Origin of the sequence: Fictibacillus sp. NRS-1165 (assembly GCF_050468105.1) — a bacterium.
GTDB lineage: Bacteria > Bacillota > Bacilli > Bacillales > Fictibacillaceae > Fictibacillus_C > Fictibacillus_C terrinigri.
Genome location: NZ_JBDPNU010000029.1, coordinates 79426 through 100817, shown reverse-complemented (window position 1 = coordinate 100817; position 21392 = coordinate 79426). Strand labels below are relative to the sequence as shown.

At 44.8% G+C, this 21392-nt stretch carries 19 protein-coding genes and 3 pseudogenes; 5 read left to right on the top strand and 17 right to left on the bottom strand.

Going from position 1 to position 21392, the window contains the following annotated elements:
• Window positions 1-2: 2 nt before the first annotated feature.
• The 3 genes and pseudogenes from ABHN01_RS14795 to ABHN01_RS14785 form a co-directional block, all read right to left on the bottom strand.
• Window positions 3-812 (bottom strand): annotated as a pseudogene (locus tag ABHN01_RS14795) (xanthine dehydrogenase family protein molybdopterin-binding subunit); the annotation flags it as partial.
• Window positions 766-1449 carry a nucleotidyltransferase family protein gene (locus ABHN01_RS14790; RefSeq protein WP_429876175.1) on the bottom strand — a complete coding sequence of 228 codons (684 nt, stop codon included), beginning with the start codon at window positions 1447-1449 and terminating at the stop codon, window positions 766-768. The pseudogene ABHN01_RS14795 and the gene ABHN01_RS14790, both read right to left, overlap by 47 nt.
• Window positions 1446-2426, bottom strand: a complete 981-nt coding sequence (locus ABHN01_RS14785) for an XdhC family protein (RefSeq protein WP_429876174.1) — start codon at window positions 2424-2426, stop codon at window positions 1446-1448. Before ABHN01_RS14785 ends, ABHN01_RS14790 begins: the two co-directional genes overlap by 4 nt.
• 296 nt (window positions 2427-2722) lie before the next feature.
• Here ABHN01_RS14785 and ABHN01_RS14780 point away from each other — a divergent pair, with 296 nt between their 5' ends.
• The gene (locus tag ABHN01_RS14780) at window positions 2723-3109 is read left to right on the top strand and encodes a sporulation protein (RefSeq protein WP_429876173.1); all 387 of its coding nucleotides are present in this window, start codon (window positions 2723-2725) and stop codon (window positions 3107-3109) included.
• Between the two features lie 180 nt (window positions 3110-3289).
• Here ABHN01_RS14780 and ABHN01_RS14775 read toward each other — a convergent pair whose 3' ends face one another.
• From ABHN01_RS14775 to ABHN01_RS14730, 10 genes are all read right to left on the bottom strand, one after another.
• Complete coding sequence (locus ABHN01_RS14775) at window positions 3290-3715, bottom strand: Fur family transcriptional regulator (RefSeq protein ID WP_354005798.1); 426 nt, start codon at window positions 3713-3715, stop codon at window positions 3290-3292.
• Window positions 3716-3807: 92 nt separating this feature from the next.
• On the bottom strand, window positions 3808-5265 hold the full coding sequence (gene katA / locus ABHN01_RS14770; protein WP_429876172.1) for a catalase KatA: 1458 nt from the start codon (window positions 5263-5265) through the stop codon (window positions 3808-3810).
• 384 nt (window positions 5266-5649) lie between these two features.
• On the bottom strand, window positions 5650-6678 hold the full coding sequence (locus ABHN01_RS14765) for an LLM class flavin-dependent oxidoreductase (protein ID WP_429876171.1): 1029 nt from the start codon (window positions 6676-6678) through the stop codon (window positions 5650-5652).
• A gap of 122 nt (window positions 6679-6800) precedes the next feature.
• The gene (locus ABHN01_RS14760) at window positions 6801-7799 is read right to left on the bottom strand and encodes an LLM class flavin-dependent oxidoreductase (RefSeq protein WP_429876170.1); all 999 of its coding nucleotides are present in this window, start codon (window positions 7797-7799) and stop codon (window positions 6801-6803) included.
• A gap of 202 nt (window positions 7800-8001) precedes the next feature.
• Complete coding sequence (locus ABHN01_RS14755; RefSeq protein WP_290398552.1) at window positions 8002-8826, bottom strand: carbohydrate ABC transporter permease; 825 nt, start codon at window positions 8824-8826, stop codon at window positions 8002-8004.
• 11 nt (window positions 8827-8837) lie between these two features.
• Window positions 8838-9740: a carbohydrate ABC transporter permease gene (locus ABHN01_RS14750; protein WP_429876169.1), complete on the bottom strand. Its 903-nt coding sequence runs from the start codon at window positions 9738-9740 to the stop codon at window positions 8838-8840.
• A 21-nt stretch (window positions 9741-9761) separates the two neighbouring features.
• The gene (locus ABHN01_RS14745) at window positions 9762-11015 is read right to left on the bottom strand and encodes an ABC transporter substrate-binding protein (RefSeq protein ID WP_429876168.1); all 1254 of its coding nucleotides are present in this window, start codon (window positions 11013-11015) and stop codon (window positions 9762-9764) included.
• Window positions 11016-11042: 27 nt separating this feature from the next.
• Complete coding sequence (locus ABHN01_RS14740) at window positions 11043-13145, bottom strand: amylo-alpha-1,6-glucosidase (RefSeq protein ID WP_429876167.1); 2103 nt, start codon at window positions 13143-13145, stop codon at window positions 11043-11045.
• Between the two features lie 91 nt (window positions 13146-13236).
• Window positions 13237-14256, bottom strand: a complete 1020-nt coding sequence (locus ABHN01_RS14735; protein WP_429876166.1) for a LacI family DNA-binding transcriptional regulator — start codon at window positions 14254-14256, stop codon at window positions 13237-13239.
• 146 nt (window positions 14257-14402) lie between these two features.
• Complete coding sequence (locus tag ABHN01_RS14730) at window positions 14403-15572, bottom strand: glycosyl hydrolase family 18 protein (protein WP_429876165.1); 1170 nt, start codon at window positions 15570-15572, stop codon at window positions 14403-14405.
• Window positions 15573-15719: 147 nt separating this feature from the next.
• Between ABHN01_RS14730 and ABHN01_RS14725 the strand changes: the two genes are divergently transcribed.
• Window positions 15720-16622, top strand: coding sequence for a DMT family transporter (locus ABHN01_RS14725; RefSeq protein ID WP_429876164.1), 903 nt, complete (start codon window positions 15720-15722; stop codon window positions 16620-16622).
• Window positions 16623-16661: 39 nt separating this feature from the next.
• Here the strand turns inward: ABHN01_RS14725 and ABHN01_RS14720 are convergent, their stop codons facing one another.
• Window positions 16662-16979 carry a c-type cytochrome gene (locus ABHN01_RS14720; RefSeq protein ID WP_429876163.1) on the bottom strand — a complete coding sequence of 106 codons (318 nt, stop codon included), beginning with the start codon at window positions 16977-16979 and terminating at the stop codon, window positions 16662-16664.
• 162 nt (window positions 16980-17141) lie between these two features.
• Between ABHN01_RS14720 and ABHN01_RS14715 the strand changes: the two are divergent.
• Window positions 17142-18111, top strand: a pseudogene (locus ABHN01_RS14715) (quinone oxidoreductase family protein).
• 41 nt (window positions 18112-18152) lie between these two features.
• Here the strand turns inward: ABHN01_RS14715 and ABHN01_RS14710 are convergent.
• The 3 genes and pseudogenes from ABHN01_RS14710 to ABHN01_RS14700 all read right to left on the bottom strand — a co-directional run bounded on the left by ABHN01_RS14710 (window position 18153) and on the right by ABHN01_RS14700 (window position 20167).
• Window positions 18153-18617 (bottom strand): hypothetical protein, encoded by a 465-nt coding sequence (locus tag ABHN01_RS14710; protein WP_429876162.1) that lies wholly within the window; start codon window positions 18615-18617, stop codon window positions 18153-18155.
• A 132-nt stretch (window positions 18618-18749) separates the two neighbouring features.
• A pseudogene (locus tag ABHN01_RS14705) lies at window positions 18750-19505 on the bottom strand (ATP-binding protein).
• A complete protein-coding gene (locus tag ABHN01_RS14700; protein WP_429876161.1) occupies window positions 19451-20167 on the bottom strand; it encodes a PAS domain-containing protein in 717 nt (238 codons plus the stop codon). The pseudogene ABHN01_RS14705 and the gene ABHN01_RS14700 overlap by 55 nt, the downstream one beginning before the upstream one ends.
• Window positions 20168-20409: 242 nt before the next feature.
• Here ABHN01_RS14700 and ABHN01_RS14695 point away from each other — a divergent pair, with 242 nt between their 5' ends.
• Complete coding sequence (locus ABHN01_RS14695) at window positions 20410-20763, top strand: hypothetical protein (protein WP_429876160.1); 354 nt, start codon at window positions 20410-20412, stop codon at window positions 20761-20763.
• 5 nt (window positions 20764-20768) lie between these two features.
• On the top strand, window positions 20769-21281 hold the full coding sequence (locus ABHN01_RS14690) for a hypothetical protein (RefSeq protein WP_429876159.1): 513 nt from the start codon (window positions 20769-20771) through the stop codon (window positions 21279-21281).
• The last annotated feature ends 111 nt before the right edge of the window (window positions 21282-21392 follow it).

The following is a 21392-nucleotide window of genomic DNA, read 5'->3' as shown; positions in this document are numbered from 1 at the left end:
TCCTTTCTCCCGCCTGCCGCTTTGCATGCCAAATAGGCGAGCAATTCAAGCTGGATGGAGGCTTTGCCGCCGTAACCGCCTCCTACAAACGGAGTTTCCACGATTACTTTCCCTATATCCACTTCAAAGTACTCATGAATCAGCCGTTTGATCATAAAAGGAGCCTGGGAAGAAGACGTGATGACGACGTCCCCGTTCGATCGAATCTCACACATAGAACACCTTGTTTCCATGGCCGCATGATCAGAGGGTGAAAACGAAAAGTATTCTTCCACTGTTACTTCACTTTCTGCCCACCCTTTCTCCATATTTCCTTTCCGGATCTTTGTCTGGTTTGCGATATTGGTGCCAGGCACCGGGTATACTCTTTCTTCTTTTTGATAGGTCCCTAATTGTTCGTGTACGAGGGGAGCGTCCTTTTTCAAAGCTTCTGTCGGATTATTGACAACGGGCAATGGTTCATATTCGATTTCAATCAGATCCGCAGCCTTTTTAGCCAGATGAGGTGTATCAGCTACAACAAGTGCGACTGCCTCACCGTGATACCTTACTCTTTCGGTTGCCAAAGGCGGACGGTCACGAATTTCTTCACCTGTAAGCGGAAAACGCTCCCCGGCAAGAACGGCCCGCACACCAAAAACTTGAGACGCCTTTTCTGTTTTAATGCTCTTGATTCGGGCGTGGGCATAAGGGCTGACGACCAATTTGGCATGGAGAATACCTGGCGAAGAGTCATCCGCCGTATATTTTGCCTTGCCTGACACTTTATCCCAGGCTTCTTGCCGGATTACACTTTTTCCAATGTAGTCCACGGCTATCCTCCCCCCGCATCTGTTCTTTGACCTCCTTGTAATCTTCTTGAGTATCAATATCTGAAAAAAGAGTAGGGTTACTGTAATGAACGATCTTGCCATTTAAATATTTATTAGTTCTAAAGATATGGCGTGCACCATGGTCTCCGGATATTCCTTTCACCTGTGCTGCCAGGTGCCTTGAAAAAACCACCGGTGGCCTCATTCGTTTTTGATGGCATGCTGCCACAAACGCCAATGGGGATTCTTTGTTAAAGTAAAGGATCAGTTCATTGATCATTTCTTTCGTAATAAAAGGCTGGTCCGCAAGAAGTACGATGATTCCGTCGGGTAAAAGCTCTTCTGCTTTTTTTATCCCGGCAACAAGAGAAGAAGACTGTCCCTGTACTGAATCTTTACATGTCAGCTGACTCCATTTTCGGTGATAAGGACTTTTATGGAATGAGCAGTCCATCCAGTCGAGGCGATCATCCTCTCTCGTCACTACAATAGTATGGTCGATCAACGATTGAACAGCTGCCCGGAACGCCCAGTTTCCCAGACATTCCGTGCCTAACTGAAGCCACAGCTTCGGGAAACCCATCCTCTCGCTCTTGCCCGCCGCAAGAAAAACAGCTACAATCTTTGCTTCTCTCATAAAATACTTCCTTCAGACCGCTTTTCCAGCCGATAAACCGAGATCAGCTCTGCGAGAATGCTTACTGCAATCTCATGGGGACCTGATGAACCGATAGGAAGTCCTATCGGTGAAAAGAGGAATGCTGGTATTTGTTTCGTTTCCAATAGCCCCTCTGTCCTGTTACGCGGCCCGAGCACACCAACATAGCGAAGATTTTCTTTGAGAATCAGAGACAGAAATTCTTTGTCTTGCTGAAAGTTATGGGACATGATTACCGCGAAATCTTCAGAGTTAAGAGCAAGCTTATCAAAAAGCTCTGAAGGAAAACCAACGATTAAGTGATCCGCAAAAGGAAATTCATCATGGTTGCATAACGCCGAACGGCAGTCACAAACGGTTACAGACCATCCCGTTTCCGATGCCAATTTAGCCACCGCCTTCGCATCTTCTCCCGCTCCGAAAATGACCAGCCGCCGCTTGGATTCAAACCGATACGAAAAGACCATGTGTTCTCCATTCGTTTTAATAAGTCCGTTTTTGATAATGGTTTCCTTCTTCATCTCTTTATTAAAGAAATTTTTAATGATTAGCCGCCTGCCATCACTCAAACATTCCTTGCGATGCAGAACTGTCTTTCCCTCTTCCAGGGACCGTTTCACATCAAGAAGCTGGCCGCGAAGATTTTCGTCTACCCTCTCCACTAAAACATAAAGCACCCCGCTGCAGCCCGACCCCGTTCCCCATAAAAGGTCTTCATCACTTTTTTGGTTATAGACAGCATATTGCGGCTGGCCGTCCAACAGAACCTGTCGGCTTCGTTCCTCCAGATCGCTTTCTACACACCCTGCACTGATCATTCCCGTTTTGCCGTCTTGATGAAATAGCAGCATCGCCCCTTCCTTCAGGTAAGAAGAACCTTCCACGTGAAGGAGTGTGGCAATTACACAATGCTCCTTCAATCCTTGTAATCTGTCAGCTATCTCATAAAATTGCAACTCTATGTTCACCCCCTGTAAGGCATCCTGCGAAATCACCTTTCAGTGAACGGAATCAACCTCATCAGCATGATTATATTCATGAGGAGCACAAACTTAGAATATGGGATTTTTACTCCTAAAAAACTTCACAATCCTGCCTCACAAATTTTATTGACACCCCATTACCATCCGTTTACAATGAGAGTCGAATCATTGAGAAAAAAATTTCAAGCCATAAAAAGGATACCGAGACCTTTACTGAAGGGCATCAGTAAAGGTTTTTTCACTTGATATTGTTACTGGAGGTACATTGCGTGTTAAAAAAATGCATGAGCTTTTTTAAGCTCGGACAGGCTACCATCGATCTTAAACTCGATTCCTATGAATTAAAGCCTGGAGAAAAGGTCAACGGATCTTTTCTTCTTAAAGGAAGATGGATGAAACAAATTATCAAACGGCTCGAATGTGACCTGATTGTTCAGAACGAAGAAGATCATACAGAGCGTATGATTGAATCCGTCACTACCATCTATATGTCTAAAGAGCTCCCCCCCGATGGCAGCATAGAAATCCCAATGTCCTATCAATTGCCCGAAAACCTTATATGCTCCTCCCCGATGGTTACGTACCGCCTCCAAACACGTCTCATCTGCGAAAACACCCGCTGTGTTGATCATGACGAGATTACAATCTGCAGTTAAAATAAAAATCCAGCCGTTTACATCCGGCTGGATTTATTTTGTGTTTATTTTCATTTGATGTTTTGTCATTAATCTCATTCCGCATTTGCACCGCATGCTGTGCTTCAGGTATTTAATCTCACTATGGCATTTGGGGCATTCGGTATGTTCGGCAGCAGCCATGATCACAGTCCTCACTTTTTATGATTTGTTTCTGCACTCGTTGCATAAACCATAGAATTCCAACGTATGATGGTCCACGACATAATCCGTTAATCTTGAAGCTGCAGATTCTACTTCAATCAATCTCGGGTAATTGAAATCGACAATCTTATGGCAAGATTCACAGATCACATGGTAATGCTTTTCGCCTGCTACTTCATATTTGCTGCTGCCATTACCAAAGGATAACTCGTTGATGATGCCTAAGTTTACAAATGATCTCAGATTATTATAAACCGTAGCCAGTGTAATGAACGACGGAAGCTGCCGATGAATTTCTTCAGCCGTCAAATGCTGCCCCGGAGAGATGATCGTCTGTAAAATAAGCACCCTTTGAGGGGTGACCCGCAAGCCGCTTTCTTTTAACTTTTGTTTGGTCAATTGCTCCGCATCCACGGTCAACATCCTCTTTTTTCTTAGTTTGGAAACAAGTATCCGCTCGTCAGCGGATACTTGTTAATTGAGAATTCATTATGACAATTGAGAAAAAAGTCGAATTAAAGCGCTTGTTGCGGAATCGCTAAACCAAGTCCATCCGCAATTCTTTTCCCATATTCAGGATCTGCTTTATAGAAATGCTGGATCTGACGAAGCTTAATTTCTTCTTTTTCTACCGGCCTCATCGCTTCCACAATGTTGTTAACAAGCCGTGTGCGTTCTTCCTCACTTAATAGGCGGTACAAGTCTCCAGCTTGTGTATAATGATCGTTATGATCATAGCCAACACTTTCGGCAACGCCGTATACAGGATAAGCGGCCTGTTTATTTTCAGGTGTTTCTTTAGGGCCTCCGAAGCTGTTCGGCTCATAGTACACTGAACCTCCGCCATTGCTGTCGAAACGCATCTGCCCGTCACGCTGATAATTGTTCACTTCATTTTTAGGACGGTTGATCGGCAGTGCCTGATGATTTGCTCCTACTCGGTAACGGTGGGCATCCGAATAGGCGAAAAGACGGCCTTGCAGCATCTTATCGGGAGAAACGTCGATACCGGGCACCAGTGTTCCTGGTGAGAAGGTTGCTTGTTCCACTTCTGCAAAGTAGTTTTCCGGATTTTTATCCAGCACCATTCTTCCCACTTCAATCAGAGGGTAATCCTTTTGTGACCATACCTTGGTGACATCAAATGGATCGAAGCGATACGTATTGGCATCTTCCAGCGGCATGATTTGAACATACAGTTTCCATGCAGGGAAATCACCTTTTTCAATCGCGTTAAACAGATCCTCCGTGTGGTAGTCAGGGTTTTCCCCTGCAATTTTAGCCGCTGCATCCGGAGCCAGATTTGCTACACCCTGCTCTGTTTTAAAGTGGTATTTGATCCATACGCCGTCTCCTTCAGCATTAACCCATTTAAATGTATGGCTGCCGAAACCGTGCATATGACGCAGGGTTGCGGGGATACCGCGGTCGGACATCAATATAGAAACCTGATGCAGGGATTCAGGTGAAAGCGACCAGAAATCCCATACGGCGGTTGGATTTTTCAGATGGGTTTTCGGATCTCTTTTTTGTGTATGGATGAAATCAGGAAACTTAATGGCATCTCTGATGAAAAAGACCGGTGTATTGTTCCCGACAAGATCATAGTTTCCTTCTTCTGTGTAAAACTTAACTGCAAAGCCGCGAGGATCACGGACAGTATCTGCAGATCCATTTTCACCTGCAACGGTGGAAAAACGTACGAAAAGAGGAGTGCGTTTTCCGACCTCAGATAAGAAAGCAGCTTTCGTATACTTTGTAACATCCTTTGTCACTTCAAAATATCCATGAGCCCCTGCACCTTTCGCATGAACTACACGCTCAGGCACTCGTTCTCTATTGAAATGCGCAAGCTTTTCCAATAGATGAACATCCTGGATCAAGGTAGGACCGCGTGAACCTGCTGTGATGGAATTTTGATTATCTCCTACTGGTGCTCCCCAACTGGTCGTCAAATGATTCTTATTCGTCAATTGTATCCCCCCAAAAGTTATTTAGAATTATTATAAATACAATGATAACACTTCTCAGTAAAAAATCAATACTTTTTTATAATTATTATTAATAAATAACTGAAATTATGTAGGATTTCTCAAAAAAGTGCCAAATAAATATTTACGAACACCTGTTCTTATGTTAATCTATAAAAGAAGGCGCGGATGGTAGCCGCACCTCCCCCGAATAATTCTCTTTGGCCAGCTCGATTAATCAGCTGGCCGCTTTTTTTATCCCTCGAATATAACGTATGCTGCAGATGCAGGAATTTTGCCTTAATCTATACTTTTCATAAACTCAGTATCTAATTTGTTCTATACAATAAAAACCCCCTCTTCCAAAATGAAGAGGGGGTGCACATGCTATCCTTTGAAAACGTCAGATACGATTTCATAGGATCGCAATCTTTCTTGATGATCAAAGATTTGAGCATTGACAATCATTTCATCTGCTTGTGTTTCATCGAGGAAAGCCTGAAGTTTTGTTTTAACCGTGTCTGGTGTTCCGATGATGGTCGTTCGAAGCGATTGTTCAACGGAAGCTTTCTCATAATTGGACCAGATCCCATCCATTGTTTCAACTGGCGGCTTGAGTTTGGAAGGAATGCCTCTGACAAGATTTAAGAACTGCTGCTGCATGGAAGTTGCCAGATAAGCGGCCTTCTCCTCTGTATCAGCCGCTATCACATTAACTCCTACCATAGCATATGGCTTGTCCAATGCCTGTGAAGGTTTAAAGTTTCTGCGGTATACATCAAGGGCAGGCAATGTATTGTCGGGAGAGAAATGGCTCGCGAATGAAAAAGGCAAACCTAGCTCCGCTGCCAGCCGTGCACTGAACCCGCTTGAACCAAGCAGCCAAATCGGAATGTCCAGCCCCTCACCAGGGATCGCTCTCACCGGATTGCCTGATCCGTCAGGTTTTAAGTAGGCGCGAAGTTCATCCACTTGCTCCGGGAAATCCTCCCCGTTGCTCATGTTTTCCCGCCTGAGAGCTTTAGCCGTCACTTGGTCGGTTCCTGGAGCTCTCCCTAATCCAAGATCAATTCTGCCAGGAAACAAGGATTCAAGCGTTCCGAACTGCTCAGCAATGACCAACGGGGCATGGTTCGGCAGCATAATACCGCCGGATCCTACGCGGATTGTCTCCGTTCCTCTTGCTACATGTCCGATAACAACAGCGGTTGCTGAGCTTGCGATTCCAGGCATGCTATGGTGTTCTGCCAGCCAATAGCGGTTATACCCCCACTTTTCTGCGTGCTGTGCTAAATCAAGGGTGTTTTGAAGAGATTCTGAAGCGGTTCCTCCCATGACGATAGGAGAAAGGTCCAGCACAGAAAATGGCATATCTTTCAGCTGCTTCTTAGCAGTTGGTGAATTTTCCTGGGACATGATTGTAGTCCTCCTTTCAAACGCCTTGCTATAAAAATTTCAGATAAGGATGTATTATTCTAAACCTTACTTTTGATTGTAACAACAAAATGTAAAGTATCTAAATTTTATGCTCAAGTTGTTCAAGCTAAACATTCAGCGGCAATCAGTTCATAGGAACGAATACGGTCTTTGATATCATGAGTAATCGTAACAATCATCATTTCGTCGGCTTCATAACGTAAATTCAGTTCTTGTAAACGTGATTTAACCTCAGCTGGGCTTCCGGTAATGGACAGCTTTTTCATCGAATCCAGCCACTCATGTTCCTCTGGAGTCAGGGGATATTGCTTTGCTTCCTCAAGAGAAGGAACACCATTTCTTCCCTCTCCCTTTGCCAGTTGGATCTTCCAGATTTGATTCGGGAGTGCTAAATCTTCAGCCTCTTCTTTTGTTTCTGCACATAGGGTTGAGACTGCCACAATGGTGTTTGGACCCGGCGACCAATGATTGCTTGTAAACTCGGATCTGTATTGATCAATGATATGAACTGCGTCCTGGTCACTCATAAACTCTCCAAATGCGTAGGACAAACCATGTTTTGCAGCCAGGATGGCACTTTTTTTGCTCGTCCCCAGGATCCATGGTTCAGGAAGAACCGCCGGCACAGGTGAAGGAGAAATCTTTGAGAACATCTCATCGGGCGGAAAGTCATTTTTGAAAAAATGAAGCAAGGTTTCTACTGACTCTGGCATCTTCCGGACGTGTTCCAAATAGTTATCCGAGAGTGCCATCGTTGCCTCCGCTGATCCCCCAGGAGCTCTTCCTATCCCTATATCCATTCTGCCAGGAAATAATGTAGCGAGGAGATTATACGTTTCTGCCACTTTATACGGCTTGTAATGAGGCAGAAGAACCGCTCCAGAACCTAAGCGGATCGTTTCAGTCTGCCCGCCGATATACCCTAGCATCACTTCCGGCGCGGGACAGGTAAGTCCAGGAAAATCATGATGTTCAGCGATCCAGTATCGCGTGTAGCCTAATTTCTCTCCCGCCTGCGCCAGGCTCAATGAGTTTTCAAGAGCCTGCTGGGCGGTCTGTCCGGCGGACACCGGCGATTGGTCTAGAATACTTAATCTCAAGAGCATTCCTTCTTTCTGCAAAGAGCTTTCCTTGCTTATCATTACCAATATATTAGCGAATTTCTATGAATCCTAAAAATAAAATGAACTGAAAAAAAAGCATGCCAATGACTTAGGCATGTTTTTTCGCAGGTTGAATGTTGCTTGTTTTGTTTTTTGTGAAGCAAGCTTCTCATTGTCAAAGTTAGATTCCGGAAGTAATTTACTTCTCTCCTGTAAATTTAATGCCTTTGACAAAATAGCGGTTAAAGAAAGCGTACAGAACCAGAATAGGGAGAGTAAAGACCATGGATGCGGCCATAATGTAATTCCAGAAGCTTATGAACTGTCCTTTAAAGGAATTCAGTCCGAGCGGCAAGGTAAACATGCTTTCATCAGACAAAATGACGAGCGGCCGCATGAAGTCGTTCCAGAATGCCATAAAGACAAAAATGGTCTGTGCAGCAAGTGCCGGTTTGGCCAATGGAAGAACAATTCTGAAGAATGTACCGAACTTGCCCAATCCATCGATGGCCGCTGCTTCTTCCACTTCTTTCGGAAAGTTGATGAAAAACTGCCGCATCATGAAGATAAAAGTTGCATTGACAGCTCCAGGAATAATCATGCCCTGGTACGTATTCAGCCACCCCAGTTCCTTAAGGATGAGGAAGTTCGGAATAAGCGTGACCTGAAATGGAATCATGAGAACAGCCAGGATGATGATGAAGATGCTCTTCTTGCCGGGAAAAGTGAGCCTGGCAAGAGCATACCCGGCCATGGAATTAAAGATCAGATTCAAAAAGGTACCCGCTGCAGCGATGAATAGACTGTTCAACAGCCAGCGGCCAAAGAGCGGCTCCCTTGTAAAAATTTCTTTATAGTTATCGAGTGTGAAATTTTCGGGTATGAAGTAAATGGTTCCGCTTACGATTTCACCGAGTGATTTAAAGGATGATGACAGGGCCCACAAAAACGGAAAAATAGTTATAACCGCGTAGATGATCAGAATCGCGTATAAAATAGTTCTGCCGATCGGTCGCTTTTTCACTGTATCCCTCCTTAGTAAAGTGATTCTTCTTTTGAAAATTTCCGCTGCAGCAAGGTCGCGATCAAAATGATGATGGACAGCAGGAAAGCTAGTGCAGCCGCATATCCCATTGTTCCGAGCGACTTAAACGCGTATTGATAGATTAAAAGCACGACAGTGAGCGTTGAGTTGTTCGGACCGCCCGAGCCGGCTGAGAAGATGTACGATTGGTCAAACAGCTGGAATGTGCCGATCAATCCCATGATGACAACGAAAGAAGTGACTGGCCGCAAATTGGGAACTGTGATATGCCAGAATTTTTGCATACCGCTGGCGCCGTCCAGCTCTGCAGCTTCATAATGGCTGTCCGGAATATCCTGAAGGGCTGCCAAATAGATCACCATAAAGAACGGTGCAGTTGCCCAAATGTTCATGATCATGATCGCGATCAGAGCTACATCCGGATCCCCGATCCAGTTATAGGTCGGCAGGTGAAGGATATTAAGAAGGTGATTGATCAATCCGTTCTGATTGTACATCCACATAAAGATCAACGTTAATACTGCCGATGAAGTCAACGTGGGTAAAAAGTAGACAATTCTAAAAAATTTCTGCCCTTTCATGCCTGCGTTAAGAGAGGCAGCCAGTACAAGAGCGAGCATCGTCTGCAATGGAACCACAATCACGACATATAAGACCGTATTTTTCAAGGCGATATGCGCCCTGTCGTCAAAAGTTACTTTTAAGAAATTATCCAGTCCGCGAAATTCATAATGAGAGCCTCCGAGCAGCTGCACTTTATGGAAAGAAAGGAAGATGGCATACAGGATGGGAGCGATTACAAAAATGCCAAGAATCACCAACACCGGTGTCATAAACAAGTAACCCTGTCCCGCTTCCCTTGTGCGTTTAATAAATGACTTGCCTCGTTTCATGTTCCTCACCTCTTTCTTTTATCATTCTGTTACTTTTATTTCTTTGTTAGCTTGTTTTTCAGCGTCCTTTAATGCTTCGTTCAATGGCCGTTCACCAAGATAGGCACTTAAGAACTGGTTGTTGAAATTATTCATGATGATTGGCAGCATCGGTCCGTCCTGCCAAACTGTTGCATACTTCGCTCCTTTAACGAGCGGACCTCGCAATTGGTCTTTGTCATAGCCTAATTCAGCCGCCACCGATTTTCGAGTCGGAAGGGCGAATCCTTTGCTTGTCCACTTCTTCATTCCTTCTTTTCCTGTCAAATATTGAATCAATTCCCAAGAGGCTTTTTTATGCTTTGATTCTGCATTCATCACATAGCCGACGGTGAAGGACATCGTTCCTTTTTTTCCATTGATCGTTGGCAGTTCTGCTGTTCCATAGTCCACCTTTGGAAATGTATCTTTCATAAAAGGGATGTTCCAATTCCCTTCCATTACCATCGCTGCCCTTCCCTGCCCGAACATTTCACCGCCGGAGCCAGAACCAACCTCGGATGGCTGTGCGGCTGTCTTGTCTTTCAGGTGCATCTCTAAAAATGGCTGGAGCGAGCGGACGACACGGTTCTGCGCGAAGGTGGCATGGTCTTTTGTGATTACTTGTCCGCCCTGAGACTCCGCCATGTAATAAAGCCGTTCTATCTGTGGCATGACACCCAGTCCATACACTTTATTGCCTTTCGTCAGTTTTTTTGCATCAGCGCGAAGTTTTTCCCATGTTCTTGGAGGCTCGCTGATGCCGGCTTCTTTAAACATTTTTTTATTATAAAAAAGGGCCAGGGTTGAATAATCCTTGGGGAACCCATAAATCTTCCCGTTCTCTTTAAAGGCATCCAGCTGCTGTTTTTCAAAATCCCCGATATCAAAGTCCTTGTCCACATACTTGTCGAGCGGTTCAATCGCTCCTGTTTGAATTAATCCAGGTGCTTCGAAAGCATCCAGGTAAAACACATCAGCCGCTGTACCCCCAATTAGCCGGGTCTTTATGACATCCATGTACTGGTCATTGATCTGGTTGAACTTGACGTCGATGTTTGGATGTGATTTCTCAAAGTCGCTCAATACATCCAGCAGAAGTTTTTTTTCAATGGGGTTACCTCCCCAGCCGCTTAGTGTAATTGTTGTTTTGTCATGTTTTGACTCTGTCTCTTCTTTTGAGCTGCATCCCGTAAGAAGAGAAGAAGCGAGCAAGGCAGCCACCCCGGCTGCCGAAATGGATTTTTTCAGCTTCATTGCGATACGCTCCTTTCTGAGGATCTGTTATGCCTGTTCACTTAGTAGTACCTCGTACCCGGTTGTGTTGTGGTCTACTGATACTACATCCTTTCCGTCTTTTTTTTTCACGGAGAGAGACAGATGTCCCTGTCCAATTTTAATGCGGGTTACCTTCAGTTCGTTGACTTGGTCGATCAGCCTAGGAGATAAGTGGATCACTCCGTTTAAGCCGTCAGGGAAAAGTCCGAGCATGGTCTGGATAAAAACAAACGGTGTTCCCGCAGCCCAGGCTTGCGGTGAACATGCAACCGGATATTTTACTGCTCTGCCGGCTGATGTGCCATAGCCGCAGAATAATTCAGGCAAACGGTCATATTCAAAGTCCTGGGCCGCTTGGATTAAACCGTCCATGATCTTATTTGCTTCTTTTTGGTGATTTGTTTTACTCATCCCCAGGAGAATCATGCTGTTATCATGAGGCCAGACGCTGCCGTCATGGTAGCTCATCGGGTTATACCCCGCTTCTCCTTCTGCCATCGTTCGGATGCCGTATCCTGAAAAGAATCGAGGCGAAACGAGTTGATCTACCGTCTGGTGTGCATGTATTTCATCCATCATACCTGAAAATAACACGTGCCCCGGATTGGAGGTCATCGTTCCTACTTGATTTTTATCTTTATCAAGGGCAATTGCATAAAAAGATTGATCTTCCATCCAGAACCGATCGTGGAAATTCCTTTTCAGCTGCTGTGCTTGCTCTCTCAGTCTTACTGCCTCATCCGATTTACCTGATTTTTCGTAGAGGTCTGCAATCCCCATTTTCGCCTGGTACACATACCCTTGCACCTCAGATAAAGCGATTGGAGTTTCAGCATAATCCCCGTTTCGATGCACGACCGAGTCGCCGGAGTCCTTCCACCCTTGGTTCGCGATTCCTTTGCTGGACTCTTGATGGTATTCGACAAATCCATCGCCATCCCGGTCACCATACTGATCAATCCATTTGAGAGCGTCTTCAACATTTTGCTTCAGCTCTTCAGCAAGCACAAGATCTCCGGTCCATTTTGTATATTCCGTTAAAAGAATCAAAAAAAGAGGGGTCGCATCAATCGTTCCGTAATAAGGTGTGAATGGGATCTGTCCTGTCGCCGCCAGTTCTCCATAGCGGATTTCATGCATGATTTTACCTGGCTGCTCATCACGCCATGGATCGGCTTTCGTCCCTTGTTGAGAAGCCATCGTCATCAATGTTCCTTTTGCGATTTCCGGATTAAAAGGAAGCATCTGAAGAGCGGCAATGAGGCTGTCCCTTCCGAATGGTACTCCGAACCACGGAAGTCCGGCAACTGGAAATCTCCCAAACCCGATGTCTGTCAGCAGTACCCGAAGATCAAGGACTCCGCGTTCTACCAATCTCTGAAGCGCTGGACTGTCACATTGGACTTTCGTTGTTCCTTCTTCCCACTCACGGTAAGAAGCTTCTAATTTTTCATGAGCATCATCAGGAGCGATCGCCTTGCCTGACTGACCGCCGATCTCAGGAATAATGGTAAAGGTCACAGACTGAACCTCCGAATGGCTCAATGAAAAGTGAAAGGTAATTCCTTCTGTGTCTGATACAATATCGGCTTTCCGATCCCAAGTTACCTTTGTAGCTCGCTTTACATGATCAGCACCTTCGTAATAGTAGTTGATTCCATTATCGGTTCGCTCTTCCCCAGAACGCTCCCCAACTTCACCGTATTGAAAACCGCGGACAATGAACATGTCAGTAAAATCAACATCCAGCAATAAACTAATATCAAACTCAACTGGTTTTGGAAAAAAGCTTTTTACCTGGATCGTTTCGTACAGCACTCCGTTATAGATTAAACGCTTTCTTTCTAGCTGGATGGACTCTCTCCAGAGGATCAGCTCACCGTCCTCCTCCATATGAGGGTTGGTCAGCAAAATTCTTGCACTGTAATTTTCATCTGCAGAAGATGAAAGCAGAATCGGATCTTCACCATTGATTTTTAAATCAAACTTGCTTAAAAAACGTGTATCCTTCGTGTAAAGCCCCAATCCATACGTGTTGTCAACAGGGATATTCCCTTTATCGTCTGTTAGTAGAAATAGATCGTTTTCTTTGATCACTCTGTAATCCATCGTTCTCCTCCTGGTTGAAACCGAAACGTTTCGGGACCCATCAAAAAATATAGAATCCGAAACGTTTTCGGTTCGCTCGTTTTAAAAACCACTACTCTTCGTGGTTTTTAGCTGTTGATTCTCTTTGAATTAAATTTGTATTTAATACTTTCTTGCGGCTGCCCGCTTTCCCCTCTAGAATCTGGATCAGTAAAATGGCTGATTCATAGCCGATCTGATAACGGTCCTGCGCTATCGTTGTGAGAGTCGGCGACGAATAGGAAGCCAGTATAATGTCGTCAAAGCCAGCAACAGACAGCGCTTGTGGAACTTGTTTCCCCATCCCGGCTGCGGCTTTTATGGTTCCAAGAGCCATTAAATCACTTGCACAGAAAATGGCGGTAATCTTGGGATTTTTCTTTAACAGTTCAGCTGCCTGGACCTGAGCTTCTGATTCCGAAAACGCACCATCTACTACATTTTCCTCTTTGAAGTCCAGCTTTGCTTCTTCCAATGCGAGACGGTAGCCCTCGAGCCGTTCTCGACTGACAAATGCCTGTTTGTGGCCGTTGATCATCCCGATCTGGCGATGCCCCAGTCCAATGAGATGCTCGACAGCTTTTTTAGCTCCTTCTTTATTGTCAGTAGTCACATATCCTACACTGTCGCTTTCAATGGGAATGTCGACGAGTACACAGGGAATATCGCTTTCGACTACTTCCCTGAGATAAGGGTCATCCGTTTTGATTCCCTGCAGGATTACACCGTCTACTTTTCTTTCCTGGCAAAGCTGATTATACGTTTTTTCCTGCTGCAATTCAGTATTCGTACTGAATAGGATGAGGTCATAGCCCCGTTTTCCCGCACAGTCATTGATTCCGCAAAGGACTTCATACGTAAAATTATCCTTGCTGCCTTCGATCTGCATCCCTGAAACAAGGAGCCCTATTGTTTTCGTCTTTTTCATCACGAGGCTTCGTGCCAAAAGGTTCGGGCTGTAATTCAGTTCTTTGGCAACGGCTTTAATTTTGTCTCTCGTTTTCTCGTTTACATCGGAATAACCATTAAGAGCTCTGGAAACAGTTGTCACTGAGACTCCGGCATGTTTTGCGATGTCTTTTATAGTAGCCACATGCATTCCTCCAAAACGTTTCGGGAACGTAATGTCTATACTATAACGTTTAGAGAAGGCGCTTTCAACCCTTTGGTTAAACTTTTCGATATGTAAAAGGAGATTCCAATCCGCGTTGTACCGCGTCTTGAGCATCTCCTTCGTGATTATTTCCCTTTTCTTATGTTAAATTGATCTTCAAGCATGCTCCAGTTATGAGGGAACGGCTCACCAAGCACCCAGTAGGCAATCCCCCGAAGGTTATAATATTTTAGCTGGTTGAATTTTGCCTGGGCGCTTTCTTCGTTCTCGAACCAGACTACATGTTTAACGCCTTTATCATCTGTATAGTTGAAATAGGGTGAATGAGCTTTGTTGTCGTACTTGATATCTGCGCCTTCCTTGATGGCGAGTTCAGAGGCCTCCTGCGGAGCGATTCGTTTGGCCGAAGGATTATCCTTTTTGTAAGGAAGAATCCAATCATAACCGTAAAGAGGGGCTCCCATTACAATCTTATTCCGCGGAATCACGGATGCAGCATATTCAATAACTTTCCTTACCTGCGGGATCGGTGACACCGCCATCGGCGGGCCTCCTGACCATCCCCATTCATAGGTCATGAGGATTACAAAATCCGCCAGCTGACCATGTTTTTTATAATCATGGGCTCCGTGCCATGGTCCTGACTGCTCATCACTCGTTTTAGGCGCAAGTGCTGTAGAGGTGATAAATCCTGCTCTTTTCACACGTGGCAAGATGGATGCCAGGAATTCGTTGTAAAGCTCTCTATCTTTTGAACGAATATGCTCGAAATCGATGTTGAGTGCCTTATATCCTTTTGCTCTCATCGTCTGAATGACATTTTTGATCAAACGCTCGGATACGGTTTTGTCTGTAAAAATTTTATGTGCCACATCAGGGGAGAAATTTCCTTCTGTAAAGTTAGTCAGGACGAGCATCGGAACTGACCCTTGTTTTTTTGCAGCGGCCAATGCCTGATCGTCTTTAATTCCGATCAAATTTCCGTCTGGTTTCACCCGATAGCTGAAAAATGCAACATAGGATAAGTGCCGGCCTACATCTTTAACTTCTTTTACAGCCGCCCTCGGGTCAACCGGTTCAAGAAAACCTATTGTGGAGATTTTGGTTTTCTTATGAGCCGTTTGTGACGGTTTTACCTCTTTTTGTTTACTGCCATTGTATTTTACCTGCTGCAGCCTCGGATGCTCTTTTCCGGCCTGATCTGCATCCGCAGCGCCCTCCTCCTGGCTTTTCGTGCCTCCGCACCCCGACAGTGCCAGTGATAGTGCAAATGTAATTGCGAGAATCTTCTTCAATTCAGTACCTCCTTTTTTCCTTATGTTTCCTTTACGAAATGGCAGTTATACCAGAAGATGACGAGCAAAATTTGGAAGCAGGGTCTTCAAAAAGGGGGGGAATTACGTTACGCTTGGAGAAACCAAAAGAAGAAAGGCGGGCAATACATGAAATGGCCTTATCTATGCATCGCAGGCGGAGCCGCTTTATGGGGAACCATCGGTATTTTCATTAAAGAATTGTCGTATATCGGGTTTACCCCCATTCAGATTGTTGTATTAAGGGCATTGAGCGCCTCCCTCGTGTTTATCATGATCACTTGTTCTTCTAACCACTCACTGCTCAGGATCAAATTAAAGGACAGCCATTATTTTATAGGAACCGGCCTGCTCAGTATCGCTTTTTTTAACTGGTGCTATTTTAAAGCCATGGAAGAAATGTCACTTTCGGCCGCTGCGGTGCTGTTATATACAGCTCCGGCTTTTGTCTTGATACTGTCACGCTTCTTTTTCAGGGACTTGATCACAGCCAAGAAGGTAACAGCGCTCGCTATTACATTCCTCGGCTGTCTGTTTGTTGTTGGTTATTTGCCTGCTGCGCATGCAGGCGTTTCACTGATCGGATTATTCACAGGTTTGGGAGCTGGGTTAGGATACTCTTTATACAGTATTTTTGGGAAAGCAGCATCCGTTAAATACCATACATTGACTATTACAACCTATACGTTTCTTTTTGCAGGACTGGCGTTATTTCCAGTCAGCGGCCTGTCCGCCTCTTTCCATCTGCTGGGCAATGGACAGACACTGCTCTATATTGCAGGGCTTGGAATCTTTCCAACTGTCCTTGCGTATCTTCTATACACAGTGGGACTCAGGCATGTTGAACCAAGCAGGGCCGCCATCGTTTCTACGATTGAGCCCGTTGTTGCCACACTCACCGGATTGTTTCTTTTTCAAGAAGCACTGACGGTCTGGCAGACTGCCGGTATTCTGCTCGTCATTTCTGCCGCAGTCGTTGTACAGGATAAAAAAACGCGGGAAACTCTTCAAAAAAAGATCAGTGCTTCCTAAAAAAAGAGGCGGGATCCAATGATTCCGCCTCTTCATCCTTTATTTTTTCTTGGCCAGCCATCGGGCCACATTTTCCGCATCCTTGCCTTGAATTAATTCTGCGGGCATACCGCCACCGCCATTTTTAATCTGTTTCATTATTTCTGCCTTGTTATGCTCTTTTCCGACTTCCTTCAACGCTGGCCCTGTACCGCCTTCCAGGTTGTTTCCATGGCAGCTGGCGCAATTTTGTTGATATGTTTTCTCCGCAGAAGCTGTATCCATTGTGCCGCTCTTTCCGCCTCCGTTGTCCCCGCCTGAGGAGCAGGCTGACAAAGCTAGAACCAATCCTAAAATAAACGTAATCTTTTTAAACATACATGTGGCCTCCCAAAATAGATAAATATTCCATTACATTCAAAGTTTCCACATCATTTAAGGATTTAAACATTTTTCCTATTTAATTAACTTTTCTAGAGAAGCGTCCGCATTTTGTTTACAATGAACCTATTACAACTACCCGAAATGAGGAATACAATGATGAAAGCTTTAACATTCCATGAATTTGGAGGACCAGAAGTATTGCAATATGAGGATGTTCAAGATCCAATACTGCGAAAGAATGAAATACTTGTTCGAATGAAAGCGATCGGTCTCAACTTTGCAGATGTTTATCGCAGAAAAGGGAATTATCACTTAAAAGGCAATCCTCCCTATATTGCCGGCTATGAAGGCGCAGGAGTGGTCGAGGAAGTCGGCGAAAATGTAACAGGTGTAAAACCAGGAGACCGGGTGGCCTTTGGCTGATGTGCCTTTTGCCAATGCCGAACTTGTCGCTGTCCCGAAAGACCACCTTATTCCTTTGCCTGAAGGCATCTCATTTGAAGCAGCCTCTTCCCTTCTGCTTCAAGGGCTGACGGCTCAATACCTGACAAAAGACAGCTATCCTGTTACTGCAGGCACCCTTCTTGTTGTGCATGCGGCAGCAGGAGGTGTAGGCCAGCTCCTTATCCAAATCTCCAAAGCATTGGGAAGTTCAGTAATCGGTCTAACGTCTTCTCCTGCAAAGAGGGAAGCAGCTTTGTCCGCTGGTGCAGACCATGTATTTCTCTACGATGAGGACTGGATATCTAAAGTAAAGGAAGTCTCTCCAGGAAATAAAGGAGCAGATGTGATTTACGATTCCGTAGGAAATACGCTTTCGGAGAGCTTTAATGCAGTAAAAATCGGGGGCACCGTCGTATTTTATGGAATGGCAGGCGGCGACCCGCTCCCAGTTGATCCCCGTATGCTGATGGACACTTCAAAAACACTCACAGGCGGGGATCTATGGAATGTCATTACCTCCCATTCCGAGAGAGTATTCCGCGCCAGTCAGTTGTTTGATATGATTCAATCCGGCTCTGTCAAAATCCCGGAAGTCACATCCTTTAAGCTTTCTGATGGTGCAGAAGCCCACCGTTTCTTGGAAAGCCGAAAGAGCACAGGCAAGATTTTGCTTATTCCCTAATGAAAAAGCGAGTGGTTCTCTCTGATTCCACTCGCTTTTTGCTATTCATATTGAAGGTGCAATGCCTTGATCCGTTCCTTCGTCATCGTAAGCAACAGCTGGTTATTGAGCGTTTTTGCCATCTTGTAGGTCAGCATTAAAAACTTCTCCAACCCTGGCTTACACCCTTTTACAAAAGCCAATTCATCACACTTTGTTTCAGAATGCAGATTGATTTCTCCTTCAAGGACAGGGTATTGTGAATGCCCGATCTCATGCCAAATGATCGCTTGCTTCATGTCTCTGTCTTTACAAAAAAAAGCATAATCATACACTACGATGAAACGGTCATATTTAGGATCAAGAGAAGAATAGCACAGCGTCAAAATTCGATTATCTATGTTCCATAAATGGAGCCATTGCTCGTTTTCAAGGCCAAACGTTCTCATGATTTCGGATTTATCTTCTATAATGGCTATACGCTCACCATATATTTCTTCATTTAAACTTTCACAGAGACAGATCACGGCCATCTCTCCTTTTTTTTCTTTCACCTCTTTCTTTTAACATATGTGACAACCTCTTTGACTATTCTGCGAGTTTACTTGACACAGCAAAAAAGCCTATCCATAAAGAATAGGCTTTTACCTTGCTTGCTTCTAGACAGGCAGCAAGATGGTTACAGTCGTCCCTTTATTTAATTTACTGGAGAAAGAAATCATCCCTTTATGATTTTCGATGATCTTAAGACTAACCATAAGACCGAGGCCGATTCACTTCTCCTTATTCGAATAAAAAGGCTCGCCAAGCCGGTTAAGCCTCTCCTCACTGATGCCGACCCCTTGATCTTGAATGGTTAAACACACCTGTTCTTTATGGAGTGAGGTTTTAATTTTTAAGGTTCCTCCACTGGCCATCGCTTCTATTGCATTTTTGATCACATTGATCAGCACTTGTTTGATTTGGTTTCCTTCACTTCTCACAAGTGGGAGATCGTCGGAAAGGCATGTTTTAAACTGGACATTGTTCAAGTTGGCTTCAGAATCGAGCAAAACGATCGTTTGCCGAATAAATTGGTTGATATCGTTCCATTTGTAGACCATATCGGTGTGAGGCTTGGCAAGAATCAGAAATTCATTAATAATCGATTTAATCCGGTCCAGCTCAGAGAGAATAATTTCGCTCACATGTCCACTAGCTAGTTTGTCAGATTTCCGGAGCAGCTCTTCTTTGTCTCTCAAATCCGTTATATCTTCTACAATTCCAGCTACCCGCCAAATGTTTCCGTGATCATTATAAATGGGGAATGCCCTTGAACGCACCCACCTTAATTCATTATCGGGCCGGACGATCCGATACTCTATTTCATATTCCGTTTCAGGAACGGACTCAAACGTGCCAGAAATTCGATCCATGTCTTCAGGGTAGACAGTACTTCAGAGCAGACTTTCTCATGGCCTGCTTCCAGGTGACCGAATATTTCCCGGACACTTCGGCCGATATAGATATCGGGATTCACTTTATGCTTTTTCATCCATTTCCCGTACATTCCCGTGTGAATCAAGTCTTTATCAAGCGTAAACACCGTGTCCTCCATGGAAGTGACGAGAGACCTGAACTTTTCCTCGCTTTTGCGGAGAGCTTCTTCGATTTTGCCTCTCCCTGTAATCGGATTAATCGTTACCACCACTTGGCGAGCACTTTCCTTGTCCATGCAAACGGGCATTGTGCTCACCACATACCAGTGGTACGACATTTTTTCAGACAAAACAATGCCAATGATTCTGTCCTTGATCGCCTGTCCTGTCCTTAATGTAATTTGAGAGGGATAATTGTTGAAATCCAGTGGGGATCCGGTTTCATCCAATGCTATGAATTTTGCTTGTTTGTACGAACAGCCTTCTACCTTTGCACTGGAAAGGCCCAGCATTTGACAGGCAGCTGAATTGATATGCTCGATAACTGCTGAGGAAGAAAGGATAGGCACCCCGCTTGCTACAGCATTGAATAGATTTTTAATATTTTCTGCAGTGTAGTATGCAGAGCCTGTACCCGTGCTTTCATCAATTAGTATCATATAAATCAACCTTAACTCAATATTTTAAAGATTGCTTCTCTTCCTTTCATCATAGCACAATCCCTCTTTTACATAAATTGTCTTTCTCCCTATTTGTAAAGAAAAACGGTATGCATAAACGAGCCCTTTTTTCGTAAAGGAGGTTCTTGTCCCTTTCTCGCATTCCATGAAATGAATATAGTATTTCAAAGGGGTGAATTAATATATGTCAAGAAGAAGTGAATCTTCTCGCCACCGGAGGGATGAATCCTCAAGAAGGAGAAGAAGTTCCTCATCAAGAAGAGGAAGAAGAAATGAATCCTCATCAAGAAGAGGAAGAAGAAACGAGTCCTCATCAAGAAGAGGAAGAAGAAATGAGTCTTCATCAAGAAGAGGAAGAAGAAACGAATCTTCATCAAGAAGAGGAAGAAGAAACGAATCTTCATCAGGAAGAGGAAGAAGAAACGAGTCTTCATCCAGCAGCAGTATCAATTTCACGGTTGATATTGAATCATCATCCAGCAGTTCAAGCAGTTCCAGCAGTTCAAGCAGTTCCAGCAGTTCAAGCAGCTCCAGCTCATCAAGCAGCTCTAGCAGCTTCCGCCGCTCAAGAATGAGATCAATGTTCCCTGTGCAGGGCGCTCAGCAGAATCGAAGAAACCAGCGTCCGATTCAAGTAAACTGCAACTGCGGTCAACAGAATCCAACCATGGGAGCCATGGACAGGAACAGACCAATGCAGCAGCGTCCAATTCAAGTTACTCAAAACTGCAACTGCGGCAGAGGCCAGAGTCCTACGATGGGAGCCATGGACAGGAACAGACCAATGCAGCAGCGTCCGATTCAAGTCACTCAAAACTGCAACTGCGGCAGAGGCCAGAGTCCTACGATGGGAGCCATGGACAGGCAGAGGCCGCGCTGCCGACGATTCTGTGAGAACGTTTGTCATTCTTTGTTCGGAAGACGAAGACAGCAGTGTATTGAGGATTGTCTTGCGTGTCGAGACGATCGAGGCAACGTGATGGGCACCATGGACGACAATGACTCTAACTGGAGATCACCAGGTAATAGAGGCGATGTGATGGGTGTACAAAGCGATATGAACGACGGCCACTACTGGGACTATGAATTTTAATCAGTAAAATTACAAAGGCACCCTCTTTCCTGTAAGGGGAGGTGCCTTTACATATTCAAGGATAATTCGCGGCTTGATCGGGCATTTTAGATAGATACGGAGGTGGATGCA

Coding starts and splice junctions, on each gene's coding strand:
- ABHN01_RS14740 (WP_429876167.1), bottom strand. CDS start 13,145: ATGGATTACAGAGTGATCAAAGAAAACGATCTATTTCTACTAACAGAC.
- ABHN01_RS14700 (WP_429876161.1), bottom strand. CDS start 20,167: ATGATACTAATTGATGAAAGCACGGGTACAGGCTCTGCATACTACACT.
- ABHN01_RS14725 (WP_429876164.1), top strand. CDS start 15,720: ATGAAATGGCCTTATCTATGCATCGCAGGCGGAGCCGCTTTATGGGGA.
- ABHN01_RS14750 (WP_429876169.1), bottom strand. CDS start 9,740: ATGAAACGAGGCAAGTCATTTATTAAACGCACAAGGGAAGCGGGACAG.
- ABHN01_RS14695 (WP_429876160.1), top strand. CDS start 20,410: ATGAATCCTCAAGAAGGAGAAGAAGTTCCTCATCAAGAAGAGGAAGAA.
- ABHN01_RS14720 (WP_429876163.1), bottom strand. CDS start 16,979: ATGTTTAAAAAGATTACGTTTATTTTAGGATTGGTTCTAGCTTTGTCA.
- ABHN01_RS14765 (WP_429876171.1), bottom strand. CDS start 6,678: ATGTCCCAGGAAAATTCACCAACTGCTAAGAAGCAGCTGAAAGATATG.
- ABHN01_RS14790 (WP_429876175.1), bottom strand. CDS start 1,449: ATGAGAGAAGCAAAGATTGTAGCTGTTTTTCTTGCGGCGGGCAAGAGC.
- ABHN01_RS14775 (WP_354005798.1), bottom strand. CDS start 3,715: ATGTTGACCGTGGATGCGGAGCAATTGACCAAACAAAAGTTAAAAGAA.
- ABHN01_RS14690 (WP_429876159.1), top strand. CDS start 20,769: ATGTTCCCTGTGCAGGGCGCTCAGCAGAATCGAAGAAACCAGCGTCCG.
- ABHN01_RS14745 (WP_429876168.1), bottom strand. CDS start 11,015: ATGAAGCTGAAAAAATCCATTTCGGCAGCCGGGGTGGCTGCCTTGCTC.